Source organism: Rhizobium rhizogenes NBRC 13257, assembly GCF_000696095.1.
GTDB lineage: Bacteria > Pseudomonadota > Alphaproteobacteria > Rhizobiales > Rhizobiaceae > Rhizobium > Rhizobium rhizogenes.
In genome coordinates, this window is record NZ_BAYX01000007.1 from 171,857 (window position 1) to 196,616 (window position 24,760).

Below are 24,760 nucleotides of genomic sequence, written 5' to 3' on the forward strand. Positions count from 1 at the left end.
ATGAGCCATATCACGCCGATCGACTACGAGACCGCCTCCGACGCCGTCCGCGCCGAGCATGACCGCGAGGTCGCGCTGCGCGGCCGCATGACCAACATGAAGCGCACCCTGCTGCATTCGCCGGTGGCACATCGCATCTATGCCGAATGGTTCTCGTTGCGCGAAGAGCTACGTCCGGCGCTGGACGACCGCGCCGTCTGGCTCTTCTGCCAGGCCATTTCGCTGGAAAGCCGAGCGATCATTCCCGTCGGCTTCTTCCGGCGAGCGCTGATCAATGCCGGCCTGACGCCGGAGACGATCATACCAACCGAAGACGAAGCCCTGCTAATCGATTTCGGCAAGGCCATCGTCAAGGATTCCAACGCTATACCGGAGGAGCTCTGGGAGCGGTTGAAGGCGCGCTATGACGAACCGACACTCGTCAACCTCGTCGCTTTCGCCGGCATGATGATCGCCACGGCGGTCTATACCAATGTGGTGAAGGTGGATATCGATCCGGAGCTTGGGGCATATCTGGGTGGGTTTGAACTGCCGCCTACACCTTCTCCCCTCGGGGAGAAGGTGTAATTTGCTCACCCCGAAATCACCGTCTCAAACTTCGGATTGCCACGGATCGTATTGCTGACCGTGCAGATCTCATCCTCGGCGGCGTGCGCGATCGCATTGCGGATCTCATCGCCGAAATCGCCCTTGATGGTGAAGGCGATGTTGAATTTTTCGACGCGCGACAGCCCTTCCGTCGCCTTCTCGCCAGTCACGACGGCGGTGACTTCGGTCAGCTTGTCGAGCACGCCGAGGCTGCTTGCGGCCATGCGGGCGCTGAGCACGAGGCAGGCCGACAGCGAGGAATAAAGCAGGTCGAGCGGGTTGAACCCCGGCTGCGATGGCGAGGTGACGATGTCGATCTCGCCGCCGGTGACCGAGGTCACATGCGGAAAGCCGGTGCGGCCGACGGTGGCGGTGGCGCCCGTCTGTCTGGTCTTCACTCTCAATTCCGCCATGTCGAAAATCCCTCAAATTAAAAGGTTGAAACTGTTGTTTGAAACATAGGGATTCACCTTGCCGGACACAATCGGCCATCTCCACCCTTGCGCGCCGACGCCAGTTGAGCCACCAAATGGTTACGAGCTCATCGCAGACAGGCAGAATTCCGATATGACCGTTTCCGATCCCCGCGCCTTCCTCACCTCCCTCTTTGACGCAGCCGTCCGCGCCGCCGATCCAATGACCGGCATTCGCGCGCACCTGCCTGCAAAGCCGAAAGGGCGCACCATCGTCATCGGCGCCGGCAAGGGATCGGCGCAGATGGCGGCCGCGTTGGAGCAATGCTGGGACGGCTCGCTGGAAGGGCTGGTGGTGACCCGCTACGGCTTTGCCGCCCCCTGCCGCCACATCGAGATCATCGAAGCCGCCCACCCCGTTCCCGACGAGGCCGGCCTTGTCGCCTCCGGGCGGTTGCTGAAGCTGGTGGAGGGCCTGACGGAGGATGATCTGGTGATCGCGCTGATCTCCGGCGGCGGCTCGGCACTGCTGCCGTCGCCTGCAGGTGGTCTGACCCTTGCTGACGAGATCGCCGTCAACAAGGCGCTGCTCGCCTCCGGCGCGCCGATTTCGGTGATGAACGTCATCCGCAAGCATCTGTCGACCATCAAGGGTGGCCGTCTGGCCACTGCGGCCTATCCGGCCAAGGTCGTTTCGCTGGTGGTCTCCGACATTCCGGGCGACGATCCGGCGCTCGTCGCCTCTGGCCCGACCGTGCCGGGAGCCGGCACCCGCGCTGAAGCACTGGACCTCATCCGCCTCTACCGTATCGACCTGCCCGCCGCCGTCCTCGCGCATATCGAAAAGCCGGAGGCCGATGCGCCACGGCCGGGCGATCTGCGCTTTGCCCGCAACGAAGTGCATCTTATCGCCTCGGCCGGCGTCTCGCTGGAGGCTGCCGCCCACGTCGCGCGCAACGCCGGCATCGAGGCCGCCATCCTTTCGGATGCGATTGAGGGCGAGGCCCGCGAAGCGGCGCACATGCATGCCGCCCTCGCTCGTGAGATCCTGCATCGCAACCGGCCCTTCGCCAAACCGATCGTGCTGCTCTCCGGTGGAGAGACGACGGTGACCCTGACAGGCAAGGGCAAGGGTGGGCGAAACTCCGAATTCCTGCTGTCCTTGGCGATCGACATCGACGGCCATACTGGCATTCATGCCATGGCGGCGGATACGGATGGTATCGACGGCAGCGAGGACAATGCCGGCGCCTTTACCGATGCCAGCACGGTGGCGCGCTTGCGCAAGGCCGGGCTGGTGCCCGCCGAAATGCTCAGAAACAACGATGCCTGGACGGCGTTCAACACGATCGGCGATCTCTTCGTCCCCGGCCCAACCGGCACGAACGTCAATGATATCAGAGCTATTCTGATCGCCTGACGTCAGGATTGAACGAGATCGGCGGTTTGCGCGCAATCCTCGCAGCGCCAATAGGCCGGCGCCGTCGATATCCATCGAAAGAAATGCCGGCGGCAATGCGCGCATTCGATTTCGACGACATGCGTCTTTTCGGCAACGACGACGGGCCTGGGTTTATTCTTGCGTTCGTTCTTCCACTGCTCAAGTTTCGTGACGGCCATCGTTACTCTCCACGCAATACTTCGGCCTCGATATACACACACCTAAAGTAGACTGCTCTGATGAATAAAATATTGCGAGTGAGGAAAGCGCCTGTCTCCTACATTTTGCGGCGGCATTAATACGAAAGCGCGATCGCGCGATTTGCATTTAATACTCGGCGGTTTCAAAGGTCGACAATGGCTCCGAGTATCGCGGCCGGAAGGCCGCCTTTTGCCGAGCCGTTCCTACGCCGGCGGCCGCACAGACCGGTGCATTGACCCGGTCGGAAATCGCCTCCGTCATACTGGACACCCTGTCCGCGATGCGCTCCTTTATCCCGATAACAAACTCCAAGAGGGACCATCATGCGCCATTACCGCCAGCGGGCGATATCCTCGGCAACCATCCTTGCCTTCGGGCTTTTCTCCATCACCACAGTTCAAGCCGCTGCACCGCAGCCGGTCGAAGCGGAGCATGGGATGGTGGTGACCGCCCAGCATCTGGCGACCGATATCGGCGTCGAGGTACTGAAGAGTGGCGGCAATGCCGTCGATGCGGCAGTTGCGGTCGGCTATGCGCTTGCCGTGGTCTATCCGACCGCCGGCAATATCGGCGGCGGCGGCTTCATGACCATTCGACTGAAGGACGGCAAGACGGCCTTCCTCGATTTCCGCGAACGCGCGCCGCAGGCTTCGACCAAGACCATGTACCTCGATGACAAGGGCAACGTCGTCAAGGGCGCCAGCACGGACGGCTATCTCGCCGTCGGCGTCCCCGGCTCCGTCATGGGCTTCGAGACTGCCCGCGAGAAATACGGCACGAAAACCCGCCAAGAGCTGATGGCGCCGGCGATCCGCTACGCCAAGGAAGGATTCACGCTCAACCAGGCCGATGCCGCCGAGCTGAATGAGGGCAAGAAATGGCTGTCGCGCGATCCGGCAACCACCGCGATCTTCACCAAGCCGAACGGCGCTCCCTTCTCGACGGGCGACCGGTTCACCCAGCCGGACCTCGGCGCGGCGCTGTCAAGCATTTCGGAACAGGGGCCGGATGGCTTTTACAAGGGGCCGACCGCCGATGCCATCGTCAAGGCCAGCCAGGACAAGGGCGGCATCTTGGCGAAGGTTGACTTCGAGCAGTACAAGGTTCGGGAACTCGATCCGGTGAAGTGCAATTACCGCGGCTACGAGATCATCTCCTCGCCGCCACCCTCCTCCGGCGGCGTGATCATCTGCGAAATCCTCAATGTGCTGGAAGGCTATCCGCTTTCCTATACAGGCTATGCCTCGGCCGACACCGTGCACCTGATGACCGAGGCCATGCGCCACGCCTATGTCGACCGCAACTCCACGCTGGGAGACCCCGATTTCGTCGACAATCCCGTCAGCAAGCTGCTGGACAAGGACTATGCCAGAAAGATCCGCGACAGCATCGACCCTTATCGCGCCGGCGTCTCCAAGGATCTGATGCCGAAGGGTCTCGGCGAAAGCCATGAGACCACGCATTATTCGATCATCGACAATGACGGCAATGCGGTGGCTGTCACCTACACGCTGAACGGCTCCTTCGGCGCCGGCGTGGTTGCGCCCGGTACCGGCATCCTCCTCAACAACGAGATGGACGACTTTACCTCGAAGCCCGGCGTACCGAACCTCTACGGCCTGGTACAGGGCGAGGCCAACGCCATCCAACCAAAGAAGACGCCGCTCTCCTCCATGAGCCCGACCATCGTCGCCAAGGATGGCAAGCCCTTCATGGTGATCGGCAGTCCCGGCGGTTCGCGCATCATCACCATCACGCTCGAAGCGATCATCAACGTCATCGATTTCGGCATGAACATCCAGCAGGCGATCGACGCGCCGCGCATCCATCATCAATGGCTGCCGGATAAAATCTATACCGAGCCCTATGCGCTCTCGCCAGATACGATCAAGCTGCTGAGCGGCATGGGCTATAATGTCCAGATCGGCGGCGACTGGCCGGTCTGGGGTCAGGCGGCAGGCATCCTCGTCGGCGGCAAGAGCCTCAGCGATATCGCCAAGGGCGGCGGTGCCCGCTACAACGGCGCGATGGACAGCCGTGCCGGCTCGGGCCTCGCCGGCGGCTACTGACCCCCTCAGTTAATCCTGCCGGCGATGGCTTCGATAGCGGAGCGCATTTCCGGCAGGAAACCACCGATGAAAACACACCATCTTACACGGGAAAACAGGCCGTGATCGGCGCAACCACGCTCGATCACGGCCTTCTGTTCATCTGGCATTCATCGGCTGTGGCATTCCTGCCCACCTGCGTCACTTTTTCCATTTCGATCAATAAGATTTGCGATTTCTGATATAGTCATCGCGCGTAAGCGGGAGTATACAACCCGCATTCCAATCGGCCTTTGCGCTGTTGTCAGACTTGCGGTTCTGTCTTTGGACCCCTCCGCACCATCGAGAGCGATCCCCGACAATGTCGGATCAGATTTTCCAGGCCGCCCCAACCCGGCGGGCCGCACCGAATTTTCGTGTAGTAGCGCTTATCGTCGCAAGCGCCATGTTCATGGAGCAGCTTGACGCAACCGTGCTCACCACGGCCCTGCCGACCATGGCGAGGGACTTCGGCGTTAGTGCACCGGCGATGAGCATCGCGCTCACCTCCTATCTGCTTAGCCTTGCGATCTTCATTCCGGCCAGCGGCGCCATTGCCGACCGCTTCGGCTCGCGCACCGTCTTCCGAACGGCGATTGCCATTTTCGTCGTCGGCTCGATCCTCTGCGCCCAGGCGCCGAACCTGTTTCTCCTCGTCATCGCCCGTCTGATACAGGGCCTCGGCGGCGCCATGATGCTTCCAGTCGGCCGCCTGGTGCTGATGCGCAGCGTTGCGCGCAAGGATATGGTGAACGCCATGTCCTGGCTGCTCATTCCGGCACTTGTCGGCCCGATCCTCGGCCCGCCGGTCGGCGGCCTGTTCGTCACCTATCTCGACTGGCGCTGGATCTTCTACATCAACGTGCCAATCGGCATCATCGGTTTCATCCTGGTATCGATGTTCATCGAGGAGGTGAAGGGTCCGAGGAATGGTCGTTTCGACCTCTCGGGCTTTATCCTCTCAGGCATATCGCTCGGTTCGCTGCTGTTCGGCTTCGAAATGTCGAGCCGCGAGGGCGAAGGCTACATGGCCATTTTCCTGATCGCGATTGGCCTGCTGTTCGGTATCGCTTACCTGCGCCATGCCCGCAAGCACCCCTCGCCGATCATGGATTTCTCGCTGATGAAGGTACCGACCTTCCGCACGTCCGTCATCGCCGGCTCGCTGACCCGCATCAGCCAGGGCGCGCATCCGTTCCTTATTCCCTTGATGCTGCAGCTTGGCTTCGGCATGTCGGCTGCCGCCGCCGGCCAGATCGCGATTGCAACCGCGCTCGGCTCGATGGCGATGAAGCCGTTGCAGGTCAGGATCCTGCGCACGCTCGGCTTCCGCACTGCCTTGCTGATCTTCGGCGTGATCGGCACGCTCGGCTATGGGCTTTGCTCGATCTTCCAGCCCGACTGGCCCCTGCCGGTGATTTTCGCGATCCTGTTCTTCTGCGGCTTCTTCATGTCGTTCCAGTTCACCGCCTACAACACCATCGCCTATGACGAGATCGAACGCGACCAGATGAGCTCGGCGACGAGCTTCTACTCGACGTTCCAGCAGTTGATGCTGTCGCTCGGTATCTGCATCGCCGCCCTTGCCCTGCATGGTTCGACGCAGCTGCGCGGACACGCGACCGCCGAAATGAGCGACTTCTCCGTCGCCTTCATCGTCGTCACCGCAATCGCGCTTCTCGCCGGGATCTGGAATGCCCAATTCTCGCGCACGGCCGGCTCCGAAATCAGCGGTCACCGCAAGAAGGCGCCCGAGGATATGCTCAACGGGCACTGAGAGCCGTAAGTGCCAAAATTGTGTCCCGCCCGAAGAGGACGGGGATTTGCGATGGCCCAGCGTATGAAGGGTTCATGCTTCGTTGCTGTCATCGATCTCCGCACATTGAGTCTTATAGTCCGCAGACTCCTCCCTCGCGGCGACGAGCCATTCCTCAAAGTCGTTGTAGCTCAGGTTGTCCCACGGTCCCTTTTTCGGGTTGCTGTAGTCGTAGATTCGAACGCGAGGACTGTCACTGATGTCGCTTCCGTCAAATAGCGCCAAAGTCACATAGCCGTCGTTGTGCAGCCCGGTCTCATCGCAGATGATCGCAAACGGAACGAGGGGGCCTTCCTTGAATTTCTCGAGCATCGCGCCGTAATAGGACAGAGACTGTGGCATGTTATCGGCCAACCAAGTCCATGGCTCGATATCGGGCCTAGAATTGCTTTCCACCAGCTGTCTGTAGGTTTCGGGAAATCTAAAGCCGTCTGGCAGAATCGGCGATTCAAACAAGAATTTTTTCACTCTGATCGTCCGGTTATTTTGGGGTACCTTTAGCCCGCTATTTCAGCCAGTCTGAGCCCGTTTTAATATCGCCCACAGCTACAATATAGCGTCCCCGGAACATACCGCCATGCCATGGCAGAAAATGAAGCCGCTTCCGTCCACTACAGTATTTTTATGTGCAGAATGCTTCACGAAGACATTTCCGGCAAGAAGAATGCCCGCAATGCCCATACCGCAAGCGGATTCGGCACCATCATTCGCCTTGATCCACATCTCAGCTAAGAGCTGGCTCTTAGGCCAGGGCTTTTCGTTTCACAGCTTGCCTGAATCAAGACAACAAAAAAGGCCGGGCTAACCCGACCTCTTCCTTCATCGCCTCAACGATCTATGCCAGTACATCCGTGGTCAAAGACCGGAGGCAGATGCTTACAGAGATTCCAGCTGATCAGCCGACATCTTGCCCGAACGCTTGTCCTTGACAAGCTCGTAGGAAATCTTCTGGCCGTCACGGAGGCTGCTCATTCCAGCGCGTTCAACAGCGGAAATGTGCACGAAAACGTCCGTTGCGCCGTCGTCAGGCTGAATGAAACCAAAACCCTTGGCGGCATTGAACCACTTTACAGTACCTGTGCTCATAACGATGACCTTTCAATCACTCATATAAAGATCGCATTCCAGGCAACCGCCCGGGTGCAGTAGACCGATTTTGAGAGGAAGTTCGTCAGTGTCGCGCAGAGTGCGTCGAGGCAAAGTTCATTCAGCAATATCGATGCACGGCTTATAACGGAGGATCTAATCCTCCACAAGGAAAAACATATAAAACACCGAAAACGACCAAATATTTCATAAAAATCAGCCCGTGCGACATAAAATCATCACGTCTTGAGAGCCAAGATTCGCTAGTCGTTTTCTAGATATCTTCCTGATTCTCGGGTCGATTTCCGCAAGATTTATCGGAGTTTTTCTTTCCGTTTCGCCGGTTTTAACGGCAAGTTCTCGCCTTATTTCTTAGGAAACGGCAGAATTATATCGCCAATACGGACGTCATCCGATACAGGATGGGATTTCTCGCCTTGCGAGCGCGGAAACGACCCCGCGCAAGTCGGCAAGCACCGCCAACGCCGACACGAACCCTGGAGGCCAACATGGCGCCCAACAAAGACAACCTATTCGGATCCAAAAAGCAGGCATCCCTAGTCAAGGCCAGCCAGCTCGACTCCACCGTCAGGGATATCCTGGCCAGCGAGCAGACGAGCCGCGAGAAGAAGACGGCACGCCTGCGGGAGCTTCGCCTGCAGCAGGAAGCACTGCTACCGCCAGAGGAACCGAAGACAAAAGCCAAGAAGAAGACCGCCAAGACATCCGGATAGGCAAGACCGAATCCGATCTGTGACGTCGCGACGGACGTTACGTGTTTGGTGAACACTGTCTCCATGGACTGCGCATTGAATTGACGGCGGCTTCCGCCCTAAATAGCGACCAATTGCACAATCCGTTCTGGAGCATCCCATGGTCGCCGGCATTCACCACATCACGCTGATCACCCGCAAGGTACAGGCGAATGTCGATTTCTATGCAGGCTTTCTCGGCCTGCGGCTCGTCAAGCGCACCGGCGGCTTCGAGGATGCGACGCAACTGCATCTCCTCTACGGCGATGCCAAGGGATCGCCGGGATCGCTGATCACTTTCCTCGTCTGGGAAGACGGTGCCCCCGGCCGCGCCGGCGTCGGTCAGGTCGGCGAAATCTCGCTTGCCATCGACCCGATGAGCATCGGCTTCTGGTTGACGCGCGCGCTGAGCGCCGGCCTCAAGCCGGAAGGCCCCTCCGAGGAATTCGGCGAACCTGTCCTGCGCCTGAAGGATCCCGACGGCGTCATCGTCAAGCTGGTCGGCGCGGCAGAGCTGCCATCGGCCGCCCCCTGGGCCAGCGACAAAATCCCGCCCGAACACGCCATCCGGCGCATTCGCGGCGCAACGCTGTTCAGCGAGACGCCCGAACAGACGCAAAGCCTCCTGGTCAAACACTTCGGCTACCGGCCGCAGGTGGTCAACGGCGCGATCAGCCGCCTCGTCGCCGAGCCTGGTGATATCCTCGACATCCGTGATGCCAGCGGCTTCTGGGCAAGCGCGCCGGGAACGGGAACGATCGACCATGTGGCCTTTCGCGCCGCCAACGATGCTGAATTGCAGGCAGTGCACGACGGGCTGCAGGCGCTCAACTCCTCGCCGACGGTAACGCATGACCGGAAATATTTCCGCTCGCTCTATGTCCGCGAGCCCGGCGGCATCCTGTTCGAGCTTGCCACGGATGCGCCGGGGCCGCTGGTGGATGAGGACGAGGCGACGCTCGGCACGCGCCTGTTTGCGCCCGACGACAATCCGGAGCGACTGGCGGAGCTGAATGTCATCCTGCCGCAATTCTCAATGCCCGGTGAGCCGCGCGTCATCTATCGCGACCTGCCCTTCATCCATCGCTTCTTCACGCCGCCAGAGCCGAACGGAAACACCTTCATCCTGCTGCATGGCTCCGGCGCCAGCGAGACGACAATGCTACCGATCGCCCACAAGGTCGATGCACAGGCGACCTTGCTCGGCGTACGCGGCCGGGCGCTGGAGGAAGGCTCACCGCGCTGGTATCGCCGCATCACGCCCTTCTCCTTCGACCAAGCGGATATTGCCAGAGAGGCGGAAGCCTTCGCCGCCTTCATCGACGGTGCGATTCATGCCTATGGCCTCGACCCGGAGCGCATCGTCTATATCGGCTATTCGAACGGCGCCAACCTGCTCAACGCCATGCTGTCGCTGCAACCGCACGTCATCCGCCGCGCTGTGCTGCTGCGCTCCATGGCCGTACTCACCGACCCACCGCCAGCCGACATGTCGGGCGCCGACGTGCTGATCATTGCCGGTGAGAAGGACATGTACGGTCCATACTCCCAACCCCTCGCCGAACGCCTGCGGACCGGCGGCGCAACGGTGAACCTGCAAACCATCCCCTATGGCCATGAACTGGCCGACGCCGACGTGCCGCTCATCCAGGCCTGGTTGAAGCGCGCGAACTGAGCGCTTCAACGGTGGCAACAGGAACATGTGCCTTCCTGCATCGGATAAGGATTACTTCGAAAGCTGCGATAGGAAGAAATCGGCGGCGCCCTGATGAGCCGCCGCCGCTTGCGGACCCGATTTCAGGAAGAAATTATGCGCGCCGCCCTGATAGACATTCAGGCTGACTGATCCGCCGAGACCCTGTGCCATCCGCTGCAATTGCCGCGCGGTTGCGACGGGAAAGACTCGATCGGCGCTTCCCCAGACCATGTAGAGTGGCGGCAAGGAGCGTACCAGCTGCGAGTAGCCATCCGGAAAGCCGCCGTCGACCAGCACCAGCGCGCCAAAATCGCGCCTGTCAGCCGAAGCAGCGGCGGCCGCCTGCGCTCCCAAGGATATGCCAAGCACGCCAACCTTGCCGGCATAGCGTGGCTGATTGTTGAGATAGGAAACCACACCGCGAACCATCGCGATCCAGTCCTGCCACCGCGTCGCATAATAGGCAATGCGAACGGGTGCACTGCCGGTGCGGGCAATGGCCAGCTGATCGGTCGGTGAGAGCAGATGGACGAGATAGGCATCAAGACCGGCAGCATTGAAGCTCCGCCCGAGTTCATCATAGGCGGGCGGAGCAAAGCCATGGCTGCCGCTCAGGATGATCACAGCCGGACGCGCGGCACCTGAACTGCTCGCGAAGGCCTCGACCAGAACATTGCCGCCGGGTGTCGCCACGTTGAACTGGCTGCGGCCGGCGGCTTCGGCCTTTCCGCATGCGAGGAATAGCAAGAACGTCAAGACGACGGCAAAAGTGGCTCGCATGCACCAATACTCCGACAAAGGTGCGCGGATATTGCACAGCTTCTACCGCTGAATAAAGGGCGGCGGATGACCGATACCAACCGAACGCAGAGATCACCCCTTGAACGTATACTCCACGATCGATTCCGGCTTCATCTCGATCGAGAAGCCCGGCAGGCTTGGCGGCATATAGGCGGCGTCGCGGATCACGCAGGGGTCGATGAAATGTTCGTGCAGGTGGTCGACATATTCGATCACGCGGCCGTCCTTGGTGCCGGAGACGGCGATATAGTCGATCATCGACAGGTGCTGCACATATTCGCAAAGCCCGACACCACCAGCATGCGGCCAGACCGGCAGGCCGTATTTCGCGGCGACCAGAAGCACGGCCAGAACTTCGTTCAGTCCGCCCATGCGGCAGGAATCGATCTGCACGATGTCGATCGCACCTTCGGCAATGAACTGCTTGAACATGATGCGGTTCTGGCACATCTCGCCGGTCGCGACCTTCACCGGACCGATCGCCTGACGGATCTTGCGGTGGCCGGCGACATCGTCGGGGCTGGTCGGCTCCTCGATGAAGAAGGGTTTGGCGAAGGCGAGCTTGTTGACCCAGTCGATCGCTTGCCCGACTTCCCAGACCTGGTTGGCGTCGATCATCAGGTAGCGATCGGGGCCGATCACTTCGCGGGCGATGGTGAGGCGGCGGATATCGTCCTCGAGATCGCGGCCGACCTTCATCTTCACATGGTTGAAGCCGGCATCGATCGCCTCCTGGCATAGGCGGCGCAGCTTGGCATCCTCATAACCGAGCCAGCCGGCCGAGGTCGTGTAGCAGGCATAGCCCTCGCGCTCGAGGGTGGCGATGCGCTCGGCCTTACCGGCCTCGGCTTTTTTCAGGATAGCCACAGCCTCGTCGCGGGTGAGCACATCCGTCAGGTAGCGATAGTCGACAATATCGGCGATCTGCTCCGCATCCATCTCAGCCACCAACCGCCAGACCGGCTTGCCGGCTTCCTTGGCAAGCAGATCCCAGACGGCATTGACGACGGCGCCGGTGGCCAAATGCATCGCGCCCTTCTCCGGACCGATCCAGCGGAGCTGACTGTCGCTGGTCAGGTGCCGCCAGTATTTGCCGGGATTGTCCAGCACGGTCGCAAGCTCGGTGCCAACCACCAGATGCCGCATCGCCTCGATCGCCATGCAGCAGATGTCATTGCCGCGACCGATGGTGAAGGTTAGGCCGTGGCCCGCGAGCCCAGGCTTGTCGGTGTCGAGAATGACGTAGGCGGCGGAATAATCCGGATCCGGGTTCATCGCATCCGAGCCGTCGAGACTCTGCGACGTGGGGAAGCGCAGGTCGAATACGCGGAGATTGGTGATGCGTGTCATGGGAAACTCCTTCTAAATCTCTCGGGCGATCCCTCGGTCGTCAACCGAGATCGAATTCCTCCCAGATCGCCGCATTATGCTCGCCGACCTCGGGGGCCGCACGCTCGAATTTCGGTCTCTGTCCATCGATCCGGATGGGAGAACGCGTCGTCGCCAGGGAAACGCCATCGCCGCGCCCAACTGTCTGCAACATATCTAGCACTCCGAACCCTTCGCTCTGCAACAGCTCCGGCCAGTCCAGCACTTTGGCGCACCAGATATCCGCCGGCTCCAGGACGGACAGCCATTCATCGACCGTGCCGGTAGCAATGCGCGCCGCAATCAGCGCCTTGATCTCGTCACGCGCCATGAACCAGCTTTTAGGATCGTCGCGATAGGGCGCAAGTTCGTCCATGCCGAGCAGGTCGGCAAGTTTCGAAATCGGCGTCATGGCAATGGCAAGATAGCCGTCGCTGGCCGGATAGACGCCGTAGGGTGCCGAGAGATAGGCGTGGGCGCTGCGAAAATCGGAGCGCTGCGGCAGTTTATTGCCGCTGTTCATGTGGACGGTCAGAACCTCCACCTGCAGATCGACCAGCGCCTCCAGCAGGCTCGTCTCTACCAGCCCGCCCTTGCCGGTAATGCCGCGACGCACCAGTGCCGCCAGAATACCCTGCGCCGCGGCAGCCCCCGCCAACATATCGCCGATCGCCAGACCGAACGGCACCGGCCCCTGCCCTTCATCGCCGTTCAGCCACATGACACCGGAGCGCGATTGTGCCAGCAGATCCTGCCCGGGGCGGGAGACCCAGGGACCCTCCTCGCCATAGCCGCTGATCGAGCAATAGACGAGCCGCGGGTTGATCTTGCTCGCGGTCTCGTAACCCAACCCAAGCCGCTCGATTACACCCGGCCGAAAGTTCTGCACCAGGACATCGGCCTGCGAGAGCAACCGGCGCAGCGCCTGCATGTCGCGCTCGCTCTTGAGGTCGATCGCCAGGCTTTCCTTCGAACGGTTGATGGCATGGAAGATGGTCGAATCGCCGCTCTCATTGTCGCTGAGATAAAGCCGGCGGGAGAGATCGCCGCCTTCCGGCCGCTCGATCTTGATGACCCTGGCGCCGAGATCCATCAGTCTGAGGGTGCAATAGGGTCCGGACAGGAACTGGCTCATATCCACGACCAGCAGGCCGGCCAGCGGCAATTCCTTTTCCACCACCATCGCTATTCCCGCTTCCCCGACATCGCTCCCGGCAGGCCGCACACCCAGATCGATCGGCACAATCGCCAGCCGAATCCCTGCGTCCGCAGCCTCTAATTTTCTTATGTAAATAGTATTTTCACATATGGATAAATTTTGCAAACAAAAAGAGGCGACATAATCGACCCCCCACTCGACCCAGACCGCCCGAAAATGCGTTATAGCTTTCACAGCAACGCGAATTGTTGAGAGGAGATTTGAGATGACGACAGTCAAATTGCTGAATGATGCGGAGGCCGAGGCGATCCCGGCGGTCAAGGCCGTGTTCGACGACATCCGCACCGTCAGAAAATCCGATTTCATCAATAATTTCTGGCGTGGCCTTGCCAATGATCCCACACTTCTGAAGCGCACCTGGAAAGGGCTGAAGGCAGTGATGATGGCCGAAGGAGCGCTTGATCCGCTGGTGCGCGAGATGATTTATATTGCCGTATCCACGGCCAACGGCTGCACTTACTGCGTCCACTCGCATACCGCAGCCGCCAGGGCAAAGGGCATGACGGACGCGCAACATGGCGAATTGCTGGCTGTCATCGGCCTTGCCGGACAAACCAACCATCTGGTGACGGCGATGCAGATCCCTGTCGATCCGGAATTCGACGTCAGCCGCGGCTGATATCGCAAAAAGAAAGCCCGCCGGACATCAGCCGGCGGGCTCTTCGATAGATCACATGCTGTGCTTAGCGATCCGACTTTTCCGTCGCTTGCCCCTTTACAGCAACGGCGACGACATCGACACCATTGCTGACGGCCAGGAGCCGTTTGCGGACGAGAACGCCCATCACCCGGGCAGCCGTCGAAAAGGTCATCGTGTCCAGCGGACCTTCGCCTGCCCAAGGCTTGGTCAGGCGTTCGGTGACCGCCGAAACGATATTGTTCGGCACGATGTCCGTGCATTCGCGCATGGCTTCAAAAACGACGCTGACGGGGAAAATCCTCCCGTCGAACGTTACGATAGGTTCAGTGACCTCCGCGTCCCATTCCTCGAATGCATAGAGCGCTTCCCGGAAGAGCTGCTGCAAGGTAATGGGGGCATGACCCTCATGAAGGGGCGGCAAGGCATTCGACATGTCTGTCTCCTTTCAAGTGGAAGTCCGGCGCATAATGTAGAAACTAATCGGCCTCCCCCGAGGCCCACGCGCTGCTTCTGGGTTTGGCGCACCCCGAAACATTGGATCGGACAGCGGCGCGGCAAACCATCTTCTGTAACCGGCGCAACGCGGGAGCACACGAAATGTTCCCACCGGTCACTTAACTTGATCAAGTCTATAGATTAATCTCGACTTGAAAAGCCTCTTTCGGAATTTTCTGTAATTATCTATATTTTTGAATGGCTTCGTCGTAGACTGAAATCAGACTTCGCCTTCGGGAGAGATGCGAATCTCCTCCAGGTAGTGAAAGGACCGTCATGAGCAACGACCACGGACATGATCACGACCACCCTCATTCCGACCACTGGCGCGACAATGGCGTGAAGGTCATTCCGGGCAATTCGCTCGATCCGAACACGGCGCAGACGCCGGGCATGAATCGCGCGACCGCCATCAGCAATGCCCGCGCCGGCGCCGAGAAGATCTGGGCCGGAACGGTGACGATCCACGCCAACGCCAAGACCGGCGCCCATCATCACGGCGATCTCGAAAGCATCATCTATGTCGTCAAGGGCAAGGCTCGGATGCGCTGGGGTGATAACCTCGAATTCGTTGCCGAAGCCGGTCCCGGCGATTTCATCTTCGTGCCGCCCTATGTGCCACATCAGGAGATCAATGCCAGCCGCGACGAAACGCTGGAATGCGTGCTAGTTCGCTCCGGTCAGGAACCCGTCGTGGTCAACCTCGATATCGAACCGGTGGAAAAGCCGGAGGAAGTGCTCTGGATAGATCCAATCCATCGCTGATATGCACAATTCGCATGCAATCAGATTCCTCGATGCACAATAATACATCATATCCATAGAAAATTAGTTCTCTATCTGGCATGGCTCAAAAAGAGTTTTTCAGAAGTGCGGTACACAACAAATGTTCCTGCTTCGCGTGATCGGCGGCCGTCTGAAATGATTGAGGCTGTCAACGAGACAATGGCGTCTCAATCACATGGAACAGGATTTCCCATGACGAAAAAGTCTTCTCAGGGTCTCGAGACGCTGCGCTTCACCCGCCGGACCGGCCTTGCAGCTCTCATTGTCGCCGTTGTTGGCTTGACGGTCGCCACCCCCTCCTTTGCCGCCGACAAGACGATCAAGGTCGGCATCATCAGTGGTGAAGACGAAGACGTCTGGCGCGTGGTCACCACGGAGGCCGCCAAGAAGGGACTGAAGATCGAAACAGTCGTCTTCAACGACTATACACAGCCAAACGAAGCCCTTGAGCGCGGCGAAGTCGACGCCAACGCCTTCCAGCACCAGCCCTATCTCGACAACCAGATCAAACAGCACGGCTATCACATCGTCCGTGTCGGCTATACCGGCGTCTGGCCGATCGGCCTCTATACCAAGAAATACAAGACCGTCGCCGAGCTGCCGAAGGGCGCCGTCATCGGCGTGCCGAACGATCCGTCCAATGAAGGCCGTGCGCTCCGCGTGCTGCAGAACGAGGGCGTCATCAAGCTCAAGGACGGCACCGGCATTCTCGCCACCATCGCCGACATCGTCGGGAACCCCAAGAATGTCGAAATCAAGGAACTTGACGCCGGCATCGTCGGCCGCTCGATCGAAGACCTCGACGCCGCCGTCGTCAACACCGACTGGGCACTGAAGAGCGGGCTTTCGCCAAAGGACCGCATCGCGCAGGAGCCGATCGACGGCAACCCCTACCGCAACTTCATCGCCGTCAAGCAGGGCAACGAGAACGAAGCCTGGGTAAAGACGCTGGTCTCCGCCTACCAGAACGATACCGTCAAGGCCGAATTCGAAAAGGTCTACAAGGGCACGGGTCTCAGCGCCTACTAACAGCAATTCAGCGCCGGGGGCTGCGCTGAAAACCAAGGCGGCCTGGGCATTTTGCTCGAGCCGCCTTCGGTGTTTTCAGCAGATCGGCACCCGACGACACAAGCCGAGAGAAGATTGACATGAATTCCTTCGTTTCCGCCACTGCCATCGAGGGGCATGCGCCGCCCGGCTCACCGGGCAATGACGAGATCATTCGCCTCGTCGATGTCCGCCGCCGGTTCGGCACGACGCCGGCGCTCGATGGTATTTCGCTGACTGCCCGGCGTGGCGAAATCGTCGGCATTATCGGCCGCAGCGGCGCCGGCAAGTCGACGCTGATCCGCTGCCTGAACGGGCTGGAGCGCGCCGATAGTGGCGAGATCCATATCGAAGGACGCGACATCGTCGGCCTGTCGGAAAACGAGCTGCAGCCGCTGCGTCGCCGCATCGGCATGATCTTCCAGCATTTCAATCTGCTGTCGGCAAAGACGGTGGAAGAGAACGTCGCCCTGCCGCTGAAGATCGAAGGTGTGGCCAAGGCCGAGCGCCTAAAACGCGCCCGCGAGTTGCTCGACCTCGTCGGCCTTGCCGACAAGGCGAAGGCCTATCCCGCGGCTCTCTCGGGCGGCCAGAAACAGCGCGTCGGCATTGCCCGGGCGCTTGCTGCCCGCCCCGCTCTTCTCCTCTCCGACGAAGCCACCTCTGCCCTTGATCCCGAAACGACACGGTCGATCCTGGCACTGCTGAAGGATATCAACCGCAAGCTCGGGCTGACCATCCTGCTCATCACCCATGAAATGGAAGTGGTGCGCTCGGTTGCCGATCGCGTCGCCGTCATCGATGCCGGCAGGATCGTCGAAGAAGGTGCCGTCTGGTCGGTGTTTGCCAATCCGCAGACCGAGATCACCGCAAGCTTGCTCAGCACGATCCGCCCGCAACTCCCCGACCATATTGCCGAACGGCTGTCGCAGACACCGGGTGTCGAGGCTATTCTCAGCATCGACCTCGCCGGCCCGGCCGCGCAAGGCGCGCTGTTTGCCGAGCTCTCTGCGGCGCTGCCGCATTCCTTCCGCCTCGTCCATGGCGGCATCGATCATATTCAGAACCAGCCCGTCGCCCGCTTTTTCATCGCTGTGCCGACGCGCGCCCCAGCGCTGCCGGCGCAGGTGACTGATTTTCTGACGGCCCGGTCTGCCCGGGTGGAGGTTCTAGGCTATGACAACTGACATCATCCTTAGCCTGCTCTGGCGCTCCTTCTGGGAAACCATCTGGATGACCGGCGCATCCGGCCTGCTCTCGCTTGTCATTGGCCTGCCGCTCGGTCTCGCTTTGGTCGTCACCGGCCGCGACGGCATCGCCGAGCAACTCACCGTCAACCGCATCCTTGCAGCCCTGGTCAACGGCTTCCGCGCCGTGCCCTTCGTCATCCTGCTGATTGCCCTGATCCCGCTGACGCGGCTGATCGTCGGCACGGCACTCGGCACCACAGCAGCCATCGTACCACTCACCATCGCGGCCATCCCCTATTACGCCCGCATCGCTGAGGTATCGCTGCGCGAGGTCGATCGCGGCCTGATCGACGCCGTGCGCGCCATGGGCGGCAATCGCTGGACGATCATTCGCGAAGTGCTGGTGCCGGAAGCACTGCCCGGTATCGTTGCCGGCTTTACCGTGACGCTGGTAACCCTAATCGGCGCCTCCGCCATGGCCGGCACGATTGGCGGCGGCGGACTGGGTGACCTTGCCATCCGCTACGGCTACCAGCGCTTCGAGACCGGCGTAATGATCGCGATCGTCGTCGTGCTGATCATCCTCGTCTGCGGCATGCAATGGCTCGGCGACCGCCTCGTCGCCAAGCTCGATCATCGCTAGAAGCTAGTCGTGGAGACGGAATGCGGCTGCCGGATGACTTGACGGCAGCCGCCCGTCGCCTCGGCCAAACAGCTTCTGGCGCAGCGTGCCCTCGGCATAATCCGCCTTGAACAGCCCGCGCTCCTGCAGCACGGGAATGACGAGATCGACAAAATCGTGCAGGCTTTCCGGCGCCACCGTGCGCGCCAGATTGAAGCCGTCGATCCCGCCCTCCTCCATCCATAGCTGAAGGCGATCGGCAATTTGCTCCGGCGAACCGACCATCGGCTTCTGTCGGCTGCCGAGCACCATCTGGTCGATGATCTCTCGTGGGGTCATCGCGGGCTTGCCGCTCGCCTTGCCGGTAACGACGGCAAGAGCCGCCTGTTGCGCATTCGTCGTCTTCTGTTCGATCGGCTCGTCAAGGCTGAACTTCGAGAGATCAATGCCGATCGAGCTGGAATAATGCGCGAGCGACGCCTCGACGCTGGCATGGCGGCGATAATCCTCCAGCTTGTCCTCGGCCTCCTTCTCCGTTCGCCCGACGACGACGGTGATGAGATTGAGGATACGGAGATCGTCAGCACGCCTGCCGAAATCCACGGCCCGCTGCCGCAGCGCATCCGTCATCGGCTTGGCGCCCTGCGGCACCGGGCTCGCAATGAACACGCATTCGGCATGCCGCGCGGCAAAATCCTGGCCGCGTGCCGAAGCACCCGCCTGGAACAGCAGCGGCGTCCGCTGCGGCGACGGCTCGCTCAGATGAATGCCCTCCATCCGGTAGTGGCTGCCCTCATGCCGGACGGCGCGCACCTTGGAGGGATCGGCAAACAGTCCGCCCGCCTTGTCGCGCTTGACCGCGTCATCGTCCCAGCTTCCCTCCCAGAGCTTGTAAACAACCTCGAGATACTCTTCGGCGGCATCGTAACGGGCATCGTGATCCGGCTGACGCTCCATCCCCATGCTGCGGGCGGCACTGTCGAGATAGCCGGTGACGATATTCCAGCCGATGCGGCCCTTAGTCAGATGGTCAAGCGTCGACATCCGTCGTGCGAACAGAAACGGTGGCTCGTAGGTCGTATTGACGGTGACGCCGAAGCCGAGATGCTTGGTCACATAGGCCATCGCAGAGAGCGGGATGATCGGGTCGTTGACCGGTATCTGCGCACCCGTGCGGATCGACGTCTCGGGGCTGCCCTTATAGACATCATAGACACCGACGATATCGGCGAGGAAAATGCCGTCCAGCTTGCCGCGCTCGGCGGTGCGGGCGAAATCCACCCAGTAGTCGAGATCGGTATAATTCAGCGACAGATCGCGCGGATGTGTCCAGAGGCCGTGATTGATATGCCCGACGCTGTTCATGTCGAAGGCGTAGATTTGCATCGGCTTCATTGCACGGCCCTCACCCCTTGAATTCATCGTCCCGCCTATTTTCCTTCAGCGACCGCAAAAAGATCCGGAGTTTCGCGATATTTGGAAGCAGGTTGCGGCGGATGACCCGAATCCGGAATTTTGTATCTCTATATTTTCTATCAATTTCACGATCATTAGTGCGGATCAGCTGCCATGTCAGCGATTAAAGACCATTTCGAAGCACCATGCCCGGGGGAAACATGACCATCAATCGACGCAATCTTCTTACCACCACGGCCGTCACCGTTTTTGTCGCAACTTTCGGTTCTTACGCAAGTGCTGCCGACGTAACGCTCAACATCGGCTACCAGCCGATCGTCGAGCCTTCGCGCGTGCCGCAGGCCGATGGCGACTATGAAAAGGCGACCGGCGCGAAGATCAGCTGGCATAAATTCGACGGCGGCGCCGACGTCGTTGCCGCCATCGCCTCGGGCTCGATCGATATCGGCTATGTCGGCTCCTCGCCGCTCGCCGCCGCCGCCAGCCGCGAATTGCCGATCGAAGCCATCTACGTCGTCGGTAATATCAGCGATGCTGAAGCACTCGCCGTCAAGGGCATCGACAAGCCGGAAGATCTGAAGGGCAAGAAGATCGCCACGCCCTTCGTCTCTACTTCGCACTACAGCCTGCTGACCGCGCTGAAGCATTGGAACATCGATCCCAAGACGGTGCAGATCCTCAACCTACGCCCGCCGGAAATCGCTGCCGCCTGGGAGCGCGGCGACCTCGATGGTGCCTATGTCTGGGATCCGGTTCTGTCGCAGATCAAGAAAAACGGCAAGATCCTCGCGACCTCGGGCGATGTCGCCAAATGGGGCGGCCCGACCTTCGACGCCTGGATCGTCAGCAAGAAATTCGCCGATGCCCATCCGGAGATCGTGACCAGCTTCGTTCAGGTCACCGGCAAGGCTTACGCGTCCTACCATGCCGATCCGGCAAGCTGGAACGCCTCGTCGCCGCAGGCCGCCAAGATCGCCAAACTCACCGGCGCGAAACCGGAAGAAGTGCCGGAATTGCTGAAGGGCTATTATTTCCCGACGCTCAAGGAACAGGCGAGCGCCGAATTCCTCGGCGGCGACACGGTAAAGGCAATCGCCCAGACCTCCGCCTTCCTGCTGGAGCAAGGCAAGGTTCCGGCAGTGCTGAAAGACTACGCTCCCTACGTCAACGCCAAGTTCGTCACCGACGCGGCCAAGACCGGCCTGTGATCCACGCTTTCGGCGCAGACAGGGCTTCTTGCCTGCGCCTATTTATTGGAGTCCCCACATATGAGCATCCTCTCCCTGCAATCCGTCTCGCTGAATTTTCCCGGCGACCGCCGTCGGCAGGATGCCCGCCGTGTCCTCGATAATCTGACGCTGCATATTGCCTCCGACGAATTCGTCACCGTCATCGGCCGCTCCGGCTCTGGCAAGACCAGCCTGCTCAATCTCGCCGCCGGCTTCCTCGCGCCCACCGAGGGGCGCATCCTTGTCGATGGCAAGGAGATCGACGGACCGGCAGCCGACCGTGCTGTCGTCTTTCAGGACGATGCGCTCTATCCTTGGCTCAATGCCCGCGACAACATTGCCTTTCCATTGCGCCTGCACGGCATCGCGAAGGAAGAGCGCCGCCGCCGCGCCGAAGGGCTGCTGGCCAAGGTCGGCTTGGAAGGTGCCGGCGATCGCAATATCTGGGAGCTTTCCGGCGGCATGCGCCAGCGGGTCGGCATCGCCCGGGCACTCGCCTCAGATCCTCGCTTTCTGCTGATGGACGAACCGCTCGGCGCGCTGGATGCGCTGACCCGCACCCGCATGCAGCAGTTCCTGTTGAAGGTCTGGTCGGAGAGCGGCACCGGCGCCTTGCTCATCACACACAGCATCGACGAGGCCCTGCTGCTCGCCACACGCGTCATCACCTTGACGCCCAATCCCGGCCGCATCACCGCCGATATCCCCCTGTCCTTCGGCAAACGCTACCTTGCCGGCGAACCGCTTGCCGAGATCAAAGCGTCCGCCGAATTCAAGCGGCTGCATGATGACCTGACCGGCCTGATCCATGACGAGAATGAGGAGGAGGCAGCTTGACCGCCGATATCGAAAAGATCGCGACCGTCGCCACCAAATCCGATGCCGTGCCCGCAACCAAGAACAGTTCGTCCGGCTCGACGCTGTGGATCTCGCTCGCAACCGTGCTGGCACTGCTGGTGATTTGGGCTATTGCGGCGGCCTATAGTGTCGTCTCGCCGGTCTTCCTGCCCTCGCCCTTAACCGTCGCCAAGGCGCTCTACGCGCTGAACGTCACCGGCTTCGTCGATTCGACGCTGCTCGAGCACGCCTTCGCCAGCCTGCTCAGGATCTTCGGTGGTCTCGCCGTCTCACTGGTGATCGGCATTCCGGCCGGACTGGCGATCGCCAGCAGCCGTGTCGGCAAGGGCATCCTCGACCCGATCGTCGAATTCCTGCGGCCATTGCCGCCGCTTGCCTATCTGCCGCTGGTCATCATCTGGGTCGGCATCGGTGAGGCTTCGAAGATCACTGTCATCGCGCTCGCCATGCTGCCGCCGATCATCCTGTCGACCGCTGCCGGCGTGAAGGCCGCTCCCGTCGACTATGTCAACGCTGCCCGCTCCTTCGGCGCCGGCCGGCTACAGGTGCTGCGCCACGTCATCCTGCCGGGCGCCATCCCCTCGATCCTCACCGGCATCCGCATCGCGCTCGGCGCCGGCTGGTCCACCCTGGTCGCCGCCGAATTGGTCGCGGCGTCACAGGGCCTGGGCTTCATGATACAGTCAGCCGCGCAGTTCTTGGTGACCGATATCGTCATCAGCGGCATCATCGTCATCGCGCTGATCGCCTTCCTGTTCGAGATCACCGTCCGGCTGATCGAACGCCGCCTCGTGCCCTGGTCGGCGCATCGCTGAGCCGATCGAGGGAACTCAGCTTATTCCTGTGCCGCCGGCGCGGCGGAATTCTGCCGCGCATCGAGATTGAGCATCGGCACAGAGCCGTTCGGCAACATGGTGGTCGGCAACTGCCCATTCCACTTTTCCGCCTGCGTCAGGAAGATCAGGTTCGGATTATCGCGGAGCGCATCGCCGCGTGCCTTGATCGCCTTCGCCTCGGCATCGCCGCGAAGCTGGATCGCCTGTGAATCGGCTTCAGCCTGCAGCCGCACGGCATCGGCCTGCGCCTGTGCATCGGCGCGGCGGGCATCCGCCGCCGCCTGGGCCTGCGTCACGGTAATCTGAGCCTGCACCTTCTCACGCTCGGCATTCTGCCGCAGCTTCTGCACTTCGACTTCGGCCAGCATGCGTTGCTCGATGCTGTTCTCATAGGCATCGGAGAAATCGATATTCTCCACCTGAACACTGTCGATCTGCACCGGCCCTTGAATGCCGGCCTCGATCGCCGCCTGAACGTCGGTGTTGAACTGCGCCCGATTCTGGATGACGGAAGCGGCGGTGAACTTGCCGAACACCGTTTTTACGTCCTGCGGCGCACGCCGCGACACCAGCCGCGATTCCAGGTTACCGAGCGAGCCGAATTCGGAATAGACCTTCTCGACCGCATCCGGCGGCACATGCCAGGAAATGGTCACGCGCATGTCGGCCGGCTGCTGGTCCTGCGAATAGGCCTGCATCTGCGGATGTTCGCCCGCCTCGCAGCTCGCGCCGTTCTGGCAGGTCCAGTAGGTCACCTGCTGCGTCACGGGGATTTTGACGACGGTTTCGATCCACGGCAGCTTGAAATGCAGGCCCGGCTCAGCCGTGCCGACCATGGCGCCCGTGCGCAGAATCACGCCGCGCTCGCCCTGATCGATCGTGTACCACGAGCTGAGGACGAGCATGATGATAGCAATGACGGCGGCAATGCCTAGAAAAGCTGGCAGGCGACCCCTAGTTGCCGCATATGCTAGGTCGATTTCCCGATTCGCCATCTCTGTCCCCACCACTTTCTCGATGGCCGAGACATAGATGAGTCGGAGTAAGAATGCACCCGTCCAGGTTTAGGCGGCAAATCCGCAGCGCTTGTCAGTTCCGGGTGACCGGCTTCGAGCGCATCCGCGACACCGTCTCGCGCTCCGCCCGCTTGCAGCGCATCGGCGGCAGGCCGCGATCCATCAGGTCCATATCCTCGAGCACCATATCGCCCATCTTCTTGAAGGCGCTGTCGAGCGCGCCGGCGCGGTGCGCCGATCGGATGAAGCCCTTGAGACTGCGCACCGGGTGATCTCCGCTGAGCGGCTCCTCTGGATAGACATCGCTCGCCGCAACGATATGGCCGGACGCGACGGCCGCCATCAGCGCTTCGAAATCCACGACATCGGCGCGGCTGAGCAGTATGAAGGCCGCGCCCTTGCGCATGCGAGCGAAGGCCGTTCCGCCGAGAAACCCCTTGTTCTCGCTGGTGACAGAGGCGACGACGAAAATGAAATCGCTGCCCGACAATACCTCGTCGAGACCAGCCGGTTGGACGCCATGTTCCTTGAGAATAGATGGCGGCATCCAGGGGTCGAACACCCTGACTGTCGCGCGGAATCCGGAGAGCAGCCGGTTCAAGGCCTTGCCGAGATCGCCGAAGCCGACAATGCCGATATCGCTGCCGGAAAGCAGCCGGGCGCTGGCATTGCCGTCCCCACCCCAAAGCTCCTTGCCCTGACGAAAATCGACATCGGCATCGACGATGCCGCGCGCAAGACTGAGCGCGAAACCAAGCCCGATCTCCGCCACCGGCTCGGCGAAGACCTGCCCGGTGGTGACGACATGAATGCCGCGCTCGAAGAGCACATCATAGGGCATGTTGTTGATGAGATTGCTCTCGACATTCAGGATGCAGCGCAGGCGCGGCATGCGGTCCAACACCTCTTTAGACAGCGGCGGCTGGCCGATGATGTATCGTGCCTCACCAAGAATATCGTCGCCAAGCCCGGCGATATTCTCCGGATCCGCCTCGACGACCCGATATTTCGAATGGAGGAGCGACAGCGCATCCTTGCTGAAGATAAGCTCAAGCGAGCGCGGCTCGGGCGCGCTGATGGCCAGAGGCCTGTTGTCGGTCAACATGATCGTTTCCTCCCTATTTCGAGGCGCGATCCAATATCATTCAGCGGACCAA

General features: G+C 60.8%; 26 protein-coding genes. 14 read left to right on the top strand and 12 right to left on the bottom strand.

Features of this window, described 5'->3' with window-relative positions:
* Window positions 1-567, top strand: coding sequence for a carboxymuconolactone decarboxylase family protein (locus RRH01S_RS17140; RefSeq protein WP_012652177.1), 567 nt, complete (start codon window positions 1-3; stop codon window positions 565-567).
* A 5-nt stretch (window positions 568-572) separates the two neighbouring features.
* Here the strand turns inward: RRH01S_RS17140 and RRH01S_RS17145 are convergent, their stop codons facing one another.
* Window positions 573-1,001: an OsmC family protein gene (locus RRH01S_RS17145; RefSeq protein ID WP_007703190.1), complete on the bottom strand. Its 429-nt coding sequence runs from the start codon at window positions 999-1,001 to the stop codon at window positions 573-575.
* Window positions 1,002-1,155: 154 nt separating this feature from the next.
* On the opposite strand from RRH01S_RS17145, the gene RRH01S_RS17150 reads away from it, so the two are divergent.
* The gene (locus tag RRH01S_RS17150) at window positions 1,156-2,421 is read left to right on the top strand and encodes a glycerate kinase type-2 family protein (protein ID WP_034517669.1); all 1,266 of its coding nucleotides are present in this window, start codon (window positions 1,156-1,158) and stop codon (window positions 2,419-2,421) included.
* A 2-nt stretch (window positions 2,422-2,423) separates the two neighbouring features.
* Here the strand turns inward: RRH01S_RS17150 and RRH01S_RS17155 are convergent, their stop codons facing one another.
* Window positions 2,424-2,621: a hypothetical protein gene (locus RRH01S_RS17155; protein ID WP_012652180.1), complete on the bottom strand. Its 198-nt coding sequence runs from the start codon at window positions 2,619-2,621 to the stop codon at window positions 2,424-2,426.
* A 345-nt stretch (window positions 2,622-2,966) separates the two neighbouring features.
* Here RRH01S_RS17155 and ggt point away from each other — a divergent pair, with 345 nt between their 5' ends.
* Window positions 2,967-4,712, top strand: coding sequence for a gamma-glutamyltransferase (gene ggt / locus RRH01S_RS17165; RefSeq protein WP_012652181.1), 1,746 nt, complete (start codon window positions 2,967-2,969; stop codon window positions 4,710-4,712).
* A 5-nt stretch (window positions 4,713-4,717) separates the two neighbouring features.
* Here ggt and RRH01S_RS34445 read toward each other — a convergent pair whose 3' ends face one another.
* Entirely contained in the window at window positions 4,718-4,861 is a 144-nt protein-coding gene (locus RRH01S_RS34445) for a hypothetical protein (RefSeq protein ID WP_153510596.1), read from the bottom strand.
* Window positions 4,862-5,052: 191 nt separating this feature from the next.
* Between RRH01S_RS34445 and RRH01S_RS17170 the strand changes: the two genes are divergently transcribed.
* Window positions 5,053-6,507 (top strand): DHA2 family efflux MFS transporter permease subunit, encoded by a 1,455-nt coding sequence (locus RRH01S_RS17170; RefSeq protein ID WP_042473257.1) that lies wholly within the window; start codon window positions 5,053-5,055, stop codon window positions 6,505-6,507.
* Between the two features lie 72 nt (window positions 6,508-6,579).
* Here RRH01S_RS17170 and RRH01S_RS17175 read toward each other — a convergent pair whose 3' ends face one another.
* Window positions 6,580-7,014, bottom strand: a complete 435-nt coding sequence (locus tag RRH01S_RS17175; RefSeq protein ID WP_034517663.1) for a hypothetical protein — start codon at window positions 7,012-7,014, stop codon at window positions 6,580-6,582.
* Window positions 7,015-7,422: 408 nt separating this feature from the next.
* A complete protein-coding gene (locus tag RRH01S_RS17180) occupies window positions 7,423-7,632 on the bottom strand; it encodes a cold-shock protein (RefSeq protein WP_007703204.1) in 210 nt (69 codons plus the stop codon).
* 509 nt (window positions 7,633-8,141) lie between these two features.
* Here RRH01S_RS17180 and RRH01S_RS17185 point away from each other — a divergent pair.
* Together RRH01S_RS17185 and RRH01S_RS17190 are read left to right on the top strand one after the other, a co-directional pair.
* Window positions 8,142-8,366: a hypothetical protein gene (locus RRH01S_RS17185; protein WP_007703207.1), complete on the top strand. Its 225-nt coding sequence runs from the start codon at window positions 8,142-8,144 to the stop codon at window positions 8,364-8,366.
* Between the two features lie 139 nt (window positions 8,367-8,505).
* Window positions 8,506-10,059, top strand: a complete 1,554-nt coding sequence (locus tag RRH01S_RS17190) for a VOC family protein (RefSeq protein WP_047524994.1) — start codon at window positions 8,506-8,508, stop codon at window positions 10,057-10,059.
* Between the two features lie 51 nt (window positions 10,060-10,110).
* Here RRH01S_RS17190 and RRH01S_RS17195 read toward each other — a convergent pair whose 3' ends face one another.
* From RRH01S_RS17195 to RRH01S_RS17205, 3 genes are all read right to left on the bottom strand, one after another.
* Window positions 10,111-10,860, bottom strand: coding sequence for a dienelactone hydrolase family protein (locus tag RRH01S_RS17195; RefSeq protein ID WP_042473262.1), 750 nt, complete (start codon window positions 10,858-10,860; stop codon window positions 10,111-10,113).
* Window positions 10,861-10,953: 93 nt separating this feature from the next.
* Window positions 10,954-12,231, bottom strand: a complete 1,278-nt coding sequence (locus RRH01S_RS17200; RefSeq protein ID WP_012652188.1) for an L-fuconate dehydratase — start codon at window positions 12,229-12,231, stop codon at window positions 10,954-10,956.
* 40 nt (window positions 12,232-12,271) lie between these two features.
* Complete coding sequence (locus RRH01S_RS17205; RefSeq protein WP_042473264.1) at window positions 12,272-13,432, bottom strand: CaiB/BaiF CoA transferase family protein; 1,161 nt, start codon at window positions 13,430-13,432, stop codon at window positions 12,272-12,274.
* Window positions 13,433-13,673: 241 nt separating this feature from the next.
* Between RRH01S_RS17205 and RRH01S_RS17210 the strand changes: the two genes are divergently transcribed.
* Window positions 13,674-14,087, top strand: a complete 414-nt coding sequence (locus RRH01S_RS17210; RefSeq protein WP_037221179.1) for a carboxymuconolactone decarboxylase family protein — start codon at window positions 13,674-13,676, stop codon at window positions 14,085-14,087.
* Window positions 14,088-14,151: 64 nt separating this feature from the next.
* Here RRH01S_RS17210 and RRH01S_RS17215 read toward each other — a convergent pair whose 3' ends face one another.
* Window positions 14,152-14,541: a BRA0787 family protein gene (locus tag RRH01S_RS17215; protein ID WP_012652191.1), complete on the bottom strand. Its 390-nt coding sequence runs from the start codon at window positions 14,539-14,541 to the stop codon at window positions 14,152-14,154.
* A 338-nt stretch (window positions 14,542-14,879) separates the two neighbouring features.
* Between RRH01S_RS17215 and RRH01S_RS17220 the strand changes: the two genes are divergently transcribed.
* From RRH01S_RS17220 to RRH01S_RS17235, 4 genes are all read left to right on the top strand, one after another.
* Complete coding sequence (locus RRH01S_RS17220) at window positions 14,880-15,368, top strand: cupin domain-containing protein (RefSeq protein ID WP_012652192.1); 489 nt, start codon at window positions 14,880-14,882, stop codon at window positions 15,366-15,368.
* Window positions 15,369-15,581: 213 nt separating this feature from the next.
* Entirely contained in the window at window positions 15,582-16,418 is an 837-nt protein-coding gene (locus tag RRH01S_RS17225) for a MetQ/NlpA family lipoprotein (protein ID WP_034517656.1), read from the top strand.
* A gap of 119 nt (window positions 16,419-16,537) precedes the next feature.
* Window positions 16,538-17,623 carry a methionine ABC transporter ATP-binding protein gene (locus RRH01S_RS17230; RefSeq protein WP_042473267.1) on the top strand — a complete coding sequence of 362 codons (1,086 nt, stop codon included), beginning with the start codon at window positions 16,538-16,540 and terminating at the stop codon, window positions 17,621-17,623.
* Entirely contained in the window at window positions 17,613-18,269 is a 657-nt protein-coding gene (locus RRH01S_RS17235; RefSeq protein WP_042473270.1) for a methionine ABC transporter permease, read from the top strand. Before RRH01S_RS17230 ends, RRH01S_RS17235 begins: the two co-directional genes overlap by 11 nt.
* Window positions 18,270-18,272: 3 nt before the next feature.
* Here the strand turns inward: RRH01S_RS17235 and RRH01S_RS17240 are convergent, their stop codons facing one another.
* The gene (locus RRH01S_RS17240; protein WP_042473273.1) at window positions 18,273-19,643 is read right to left on the bottom strand and encodes an LLM class flavin-dependent oxidoreductase; all 1,371 of its coding nucleotides are present in this window, start codon (window positions 19,641-19,643) and stop codon (window positions 18,273-18,275) included.
* A 221-nt stretch (window positions 19,644-19,864) separates the two neighbouring features.
* On the opposite strand from RRH01S_RS17240, the gene tauA reads away from it, so the two are divergent.
* From tauA to RRH01S_RS17255, 3 genes are read left to right on the top strand one after another with little or no spacing between them, the layout of a single operon-like run.
* Window positions 19,865-20,872, top strand: a complete 1,008-nt coding sequence (tauA, locus tag RRH01S_RS17245; protein ID WP_012652197.1) for a taurine ABC transporter substrate-binding protein — start codon at window positions 19,865-19,867, stop codon at window positions 20,870-20,872.
* A gap of 60 nt (window positions 20,873-20,932) precedes the next feature.
* Window positions 20,933-21,730 carry a taurine ABC transporter ATP-binding protein gene (locus RRH01S_RS17250; protein WP_034517654.1) on the top strand — a complete coding sequence of 266 codons (798 nt, stop codon included), beginning with the start codon at window positions 20,933-20,935 and terminating at the stop codon, window positions 21,728-21,730.
* The gene (locus RRH01S_RS17255; protein WP_042473275.1) at window positions 21,727-22,566 is read left to right on the top strand and encodes an ABC transporter permease subunit; all 840 of its coding nucleotides are present in this window, start codon (window positions 21,727-21,729) and stop codon (window positions 22,564-22,566) included. The genes RRH01S_RS17250 and RRH01S_RS17255 overlap by 4 nt, the downstream gene beginning before the upstream one ends.
* A gap of 20 nt (window positions 22,567-22,586) precedes the next feature.
* Here the strand turns inward: RRH01S_RS17255 and RRH01S_RS17260 are convergent, their stop codons facing one another.
* The gene (locus tag RRH01S_RS17260; protein WP_012652200.1) at window positions 22,587-23,582 is read right to left on the bottom strand and encodes a prohibitin family protein; all 996 of its coding nucleotides are present in this window, start codon (window positions 23,580-23,582) and stop codon (window positions 22,587-22,589) included.
* A gap of 94 nt (window positions 23,583-23,676) precedes the next feature.
* Window positions 23,677-24,708: a hydroxyacid dehydrogenase gene (locus tag RRH01S_RS17265; RefSeq protein ID WP_034517651.1), complete on the bottom strand. Its 1,032-nt coding sequence runs from the start codon at window positions 24,706-24,708 to the stop codon at window positions 23,677-23,679.
* Window positions 24,709-24,760 lie beyond the last annotated feature (52 nt).

Bases quoted from the DNA above. Each gene is read 5' to 3' on its own strand.
- RRH01S_RS17265 (WP_034517651.1), bottom strand. From the start codon at position 24,708: ATGTTGACCGACAACAGGCCTCTGGCCATCAGCGCGCCCGAGCCGCGC.
- RRH01S_RS17215 (WP_012652191.1), bottom strand. From the start codon at position 14,541: ATGTCGAATGCCTTGCCGCCCCTTCATGAGGGTCATGCCCCCATTACC.
- RRH01S_RS17250 (WP_034517654.1), top strand. From the start codon at position 20,933: ATGAGCATCCTCTCCCTGCAATCCGTCTCGCTGAATTTTCCCGGCGAC.
- RRH01S_RS17140 (WP_012652177.1), top strand. From the start codon at position 1: ATGAGCCATATCACGCCGATCGACTACGAGACCGCCTCCGACGCCGTC.
- RRH01S_RS17190 (WP_047524994.1), top strand. From the start codon at position 8,506: ATGGTCGCCGGCATTCACCACATCACGCTGATCACCCGCAAGGTACAG.
- tauA (WP_012652197.1), top strand. From the start codon at position 19,865: ATGACCATCAATCGACGCAATCTTCTTACCACCACGGCCGTCACCGTT.
- RRH01S_RS17180 (WP_007703204.1), bottom strand. From the start codon at position 7,632: ATGAGCACAGGTACTGTAAAGTGGTTCAATGCCGCCAAGGGTTTTGGT.
- RRH01S_RS17170 (WP_042473257.1), top strand. From the start codon at position 5,053: ATGTCGGATCAGATTTTCCAGGCCGCCCCAACCCGGCGGGCCGCACCG.
- RRH01S_RS17150 (WP_034517669.1), top strand. From the start codon at position 1,156: ATGACCGTTTCCGATCCCCGCGCCTTCCTCACCTCCCTCTTTGACGCA.
- ggt (WP_012652181.1), top strand. From the start codon at position 2,967: ATGCGCCATTACCGCCAGCGGGCGATATCCTCGGCAACCATCCTTGCC.
- RRH01S_RS17220 (WP_012652192.1), top strand. From the start codon at position 14,880: ATGAGCAACGACCACGGACATGATCACGACCACCCTCATTCCGACCAC.
- RRH01S_RS17240 (WP_042473273.1), bottom strand. From the start codon at position 19,643: ATGAAGCCGATGCAAATCTACGCCTTCGACATGAACAGCGTCGGGCAT.
- RRH01S_RS17185 (WP_007703207.1), top strand. From the start codon at position 8,142: ATGGCGCCCAACAAAGACAACCTATTCGGATCCAAAAAGCAGGCATCC.
- RRH01S_RS17260 (WP_012652200.1), bottom strand. From the start codon at position 23,582: ATGGCGAATCGGGAAATCGACCTAGCATATGCGGCAACTAGGGGTCGC.
- RRH01S_RS17195 (WP_042473262.1), bottom strand. From the start codon at position 10,860: ATGCGAGCCACTTTTGCCGTCGTCTTGACGTTCTTGCTATTCCTCGCA.
- RRH01S_RS17235 (WP_042473270.1), top strand. From the start codon at position 17,613: ATGACAACTGACATCATCCTTAGCCTGCTCTGGCGCTCCTTCTGGGAA.
- RRH01S_RS17155 (WP_012652180.1), bottom strand. From the start codon at position 2,621: ATGGCCGTCACGAAACTTGAGCAGTGGAAGAACGAACGCAAGAATAAA.
- RRH01S_RS17145 (WP_007703190.1), bottom strand. From the start codon at position 1,001: ATGGCGGAATTGAGAGTGAAGACCAGACAGACGGGCGCCACCGCCACC.
- RRH01S_RS17210 (WP_037221179.1), top strand. From the start codon at position 13,674: ATGACGACAGTCAAATTGCTGAATGATGCGGAGGCCGAGGCGATCCCG.
- RRH01S_RS34445 (WP_153510596.1), bottom strand. From the start codon at position 4,861: ATGCCAGATGAACAGAAGGCCGTGATCGAGCGTGGTTGCGCCGATCAC.
- RRH01S_RS17230 (WP_042473267.1), top strand. From the start codon at position 16,538: ATGAATTCCTTCGTTTCCGCCACTGCCATCGAGGGGCATGCGCCGCCC.
- RRH01S_RS17205 (WP_042473264.1), bottom strand. From the start codon at position 13,432: ATGGTGGTGGAAAAGGAATTGCCGCTGGCCGGCCTGCTGGTCGTGGAT.
- RRH01S_RS17200 (WP_012652188.1), bottom strand. From the start codon at position 12,231: ATGACACGCATCACCAATCTCCGCGTATTCGACCTGCGCTTCCCCACG.
- RRH01S_RS17225 (WP_034517656.1), top strand. From the start codon at position 15,582: ATGACGAAAAAGTCTTCTCAGGGTCTCGAGACGCTGCGCTTCACCCGC.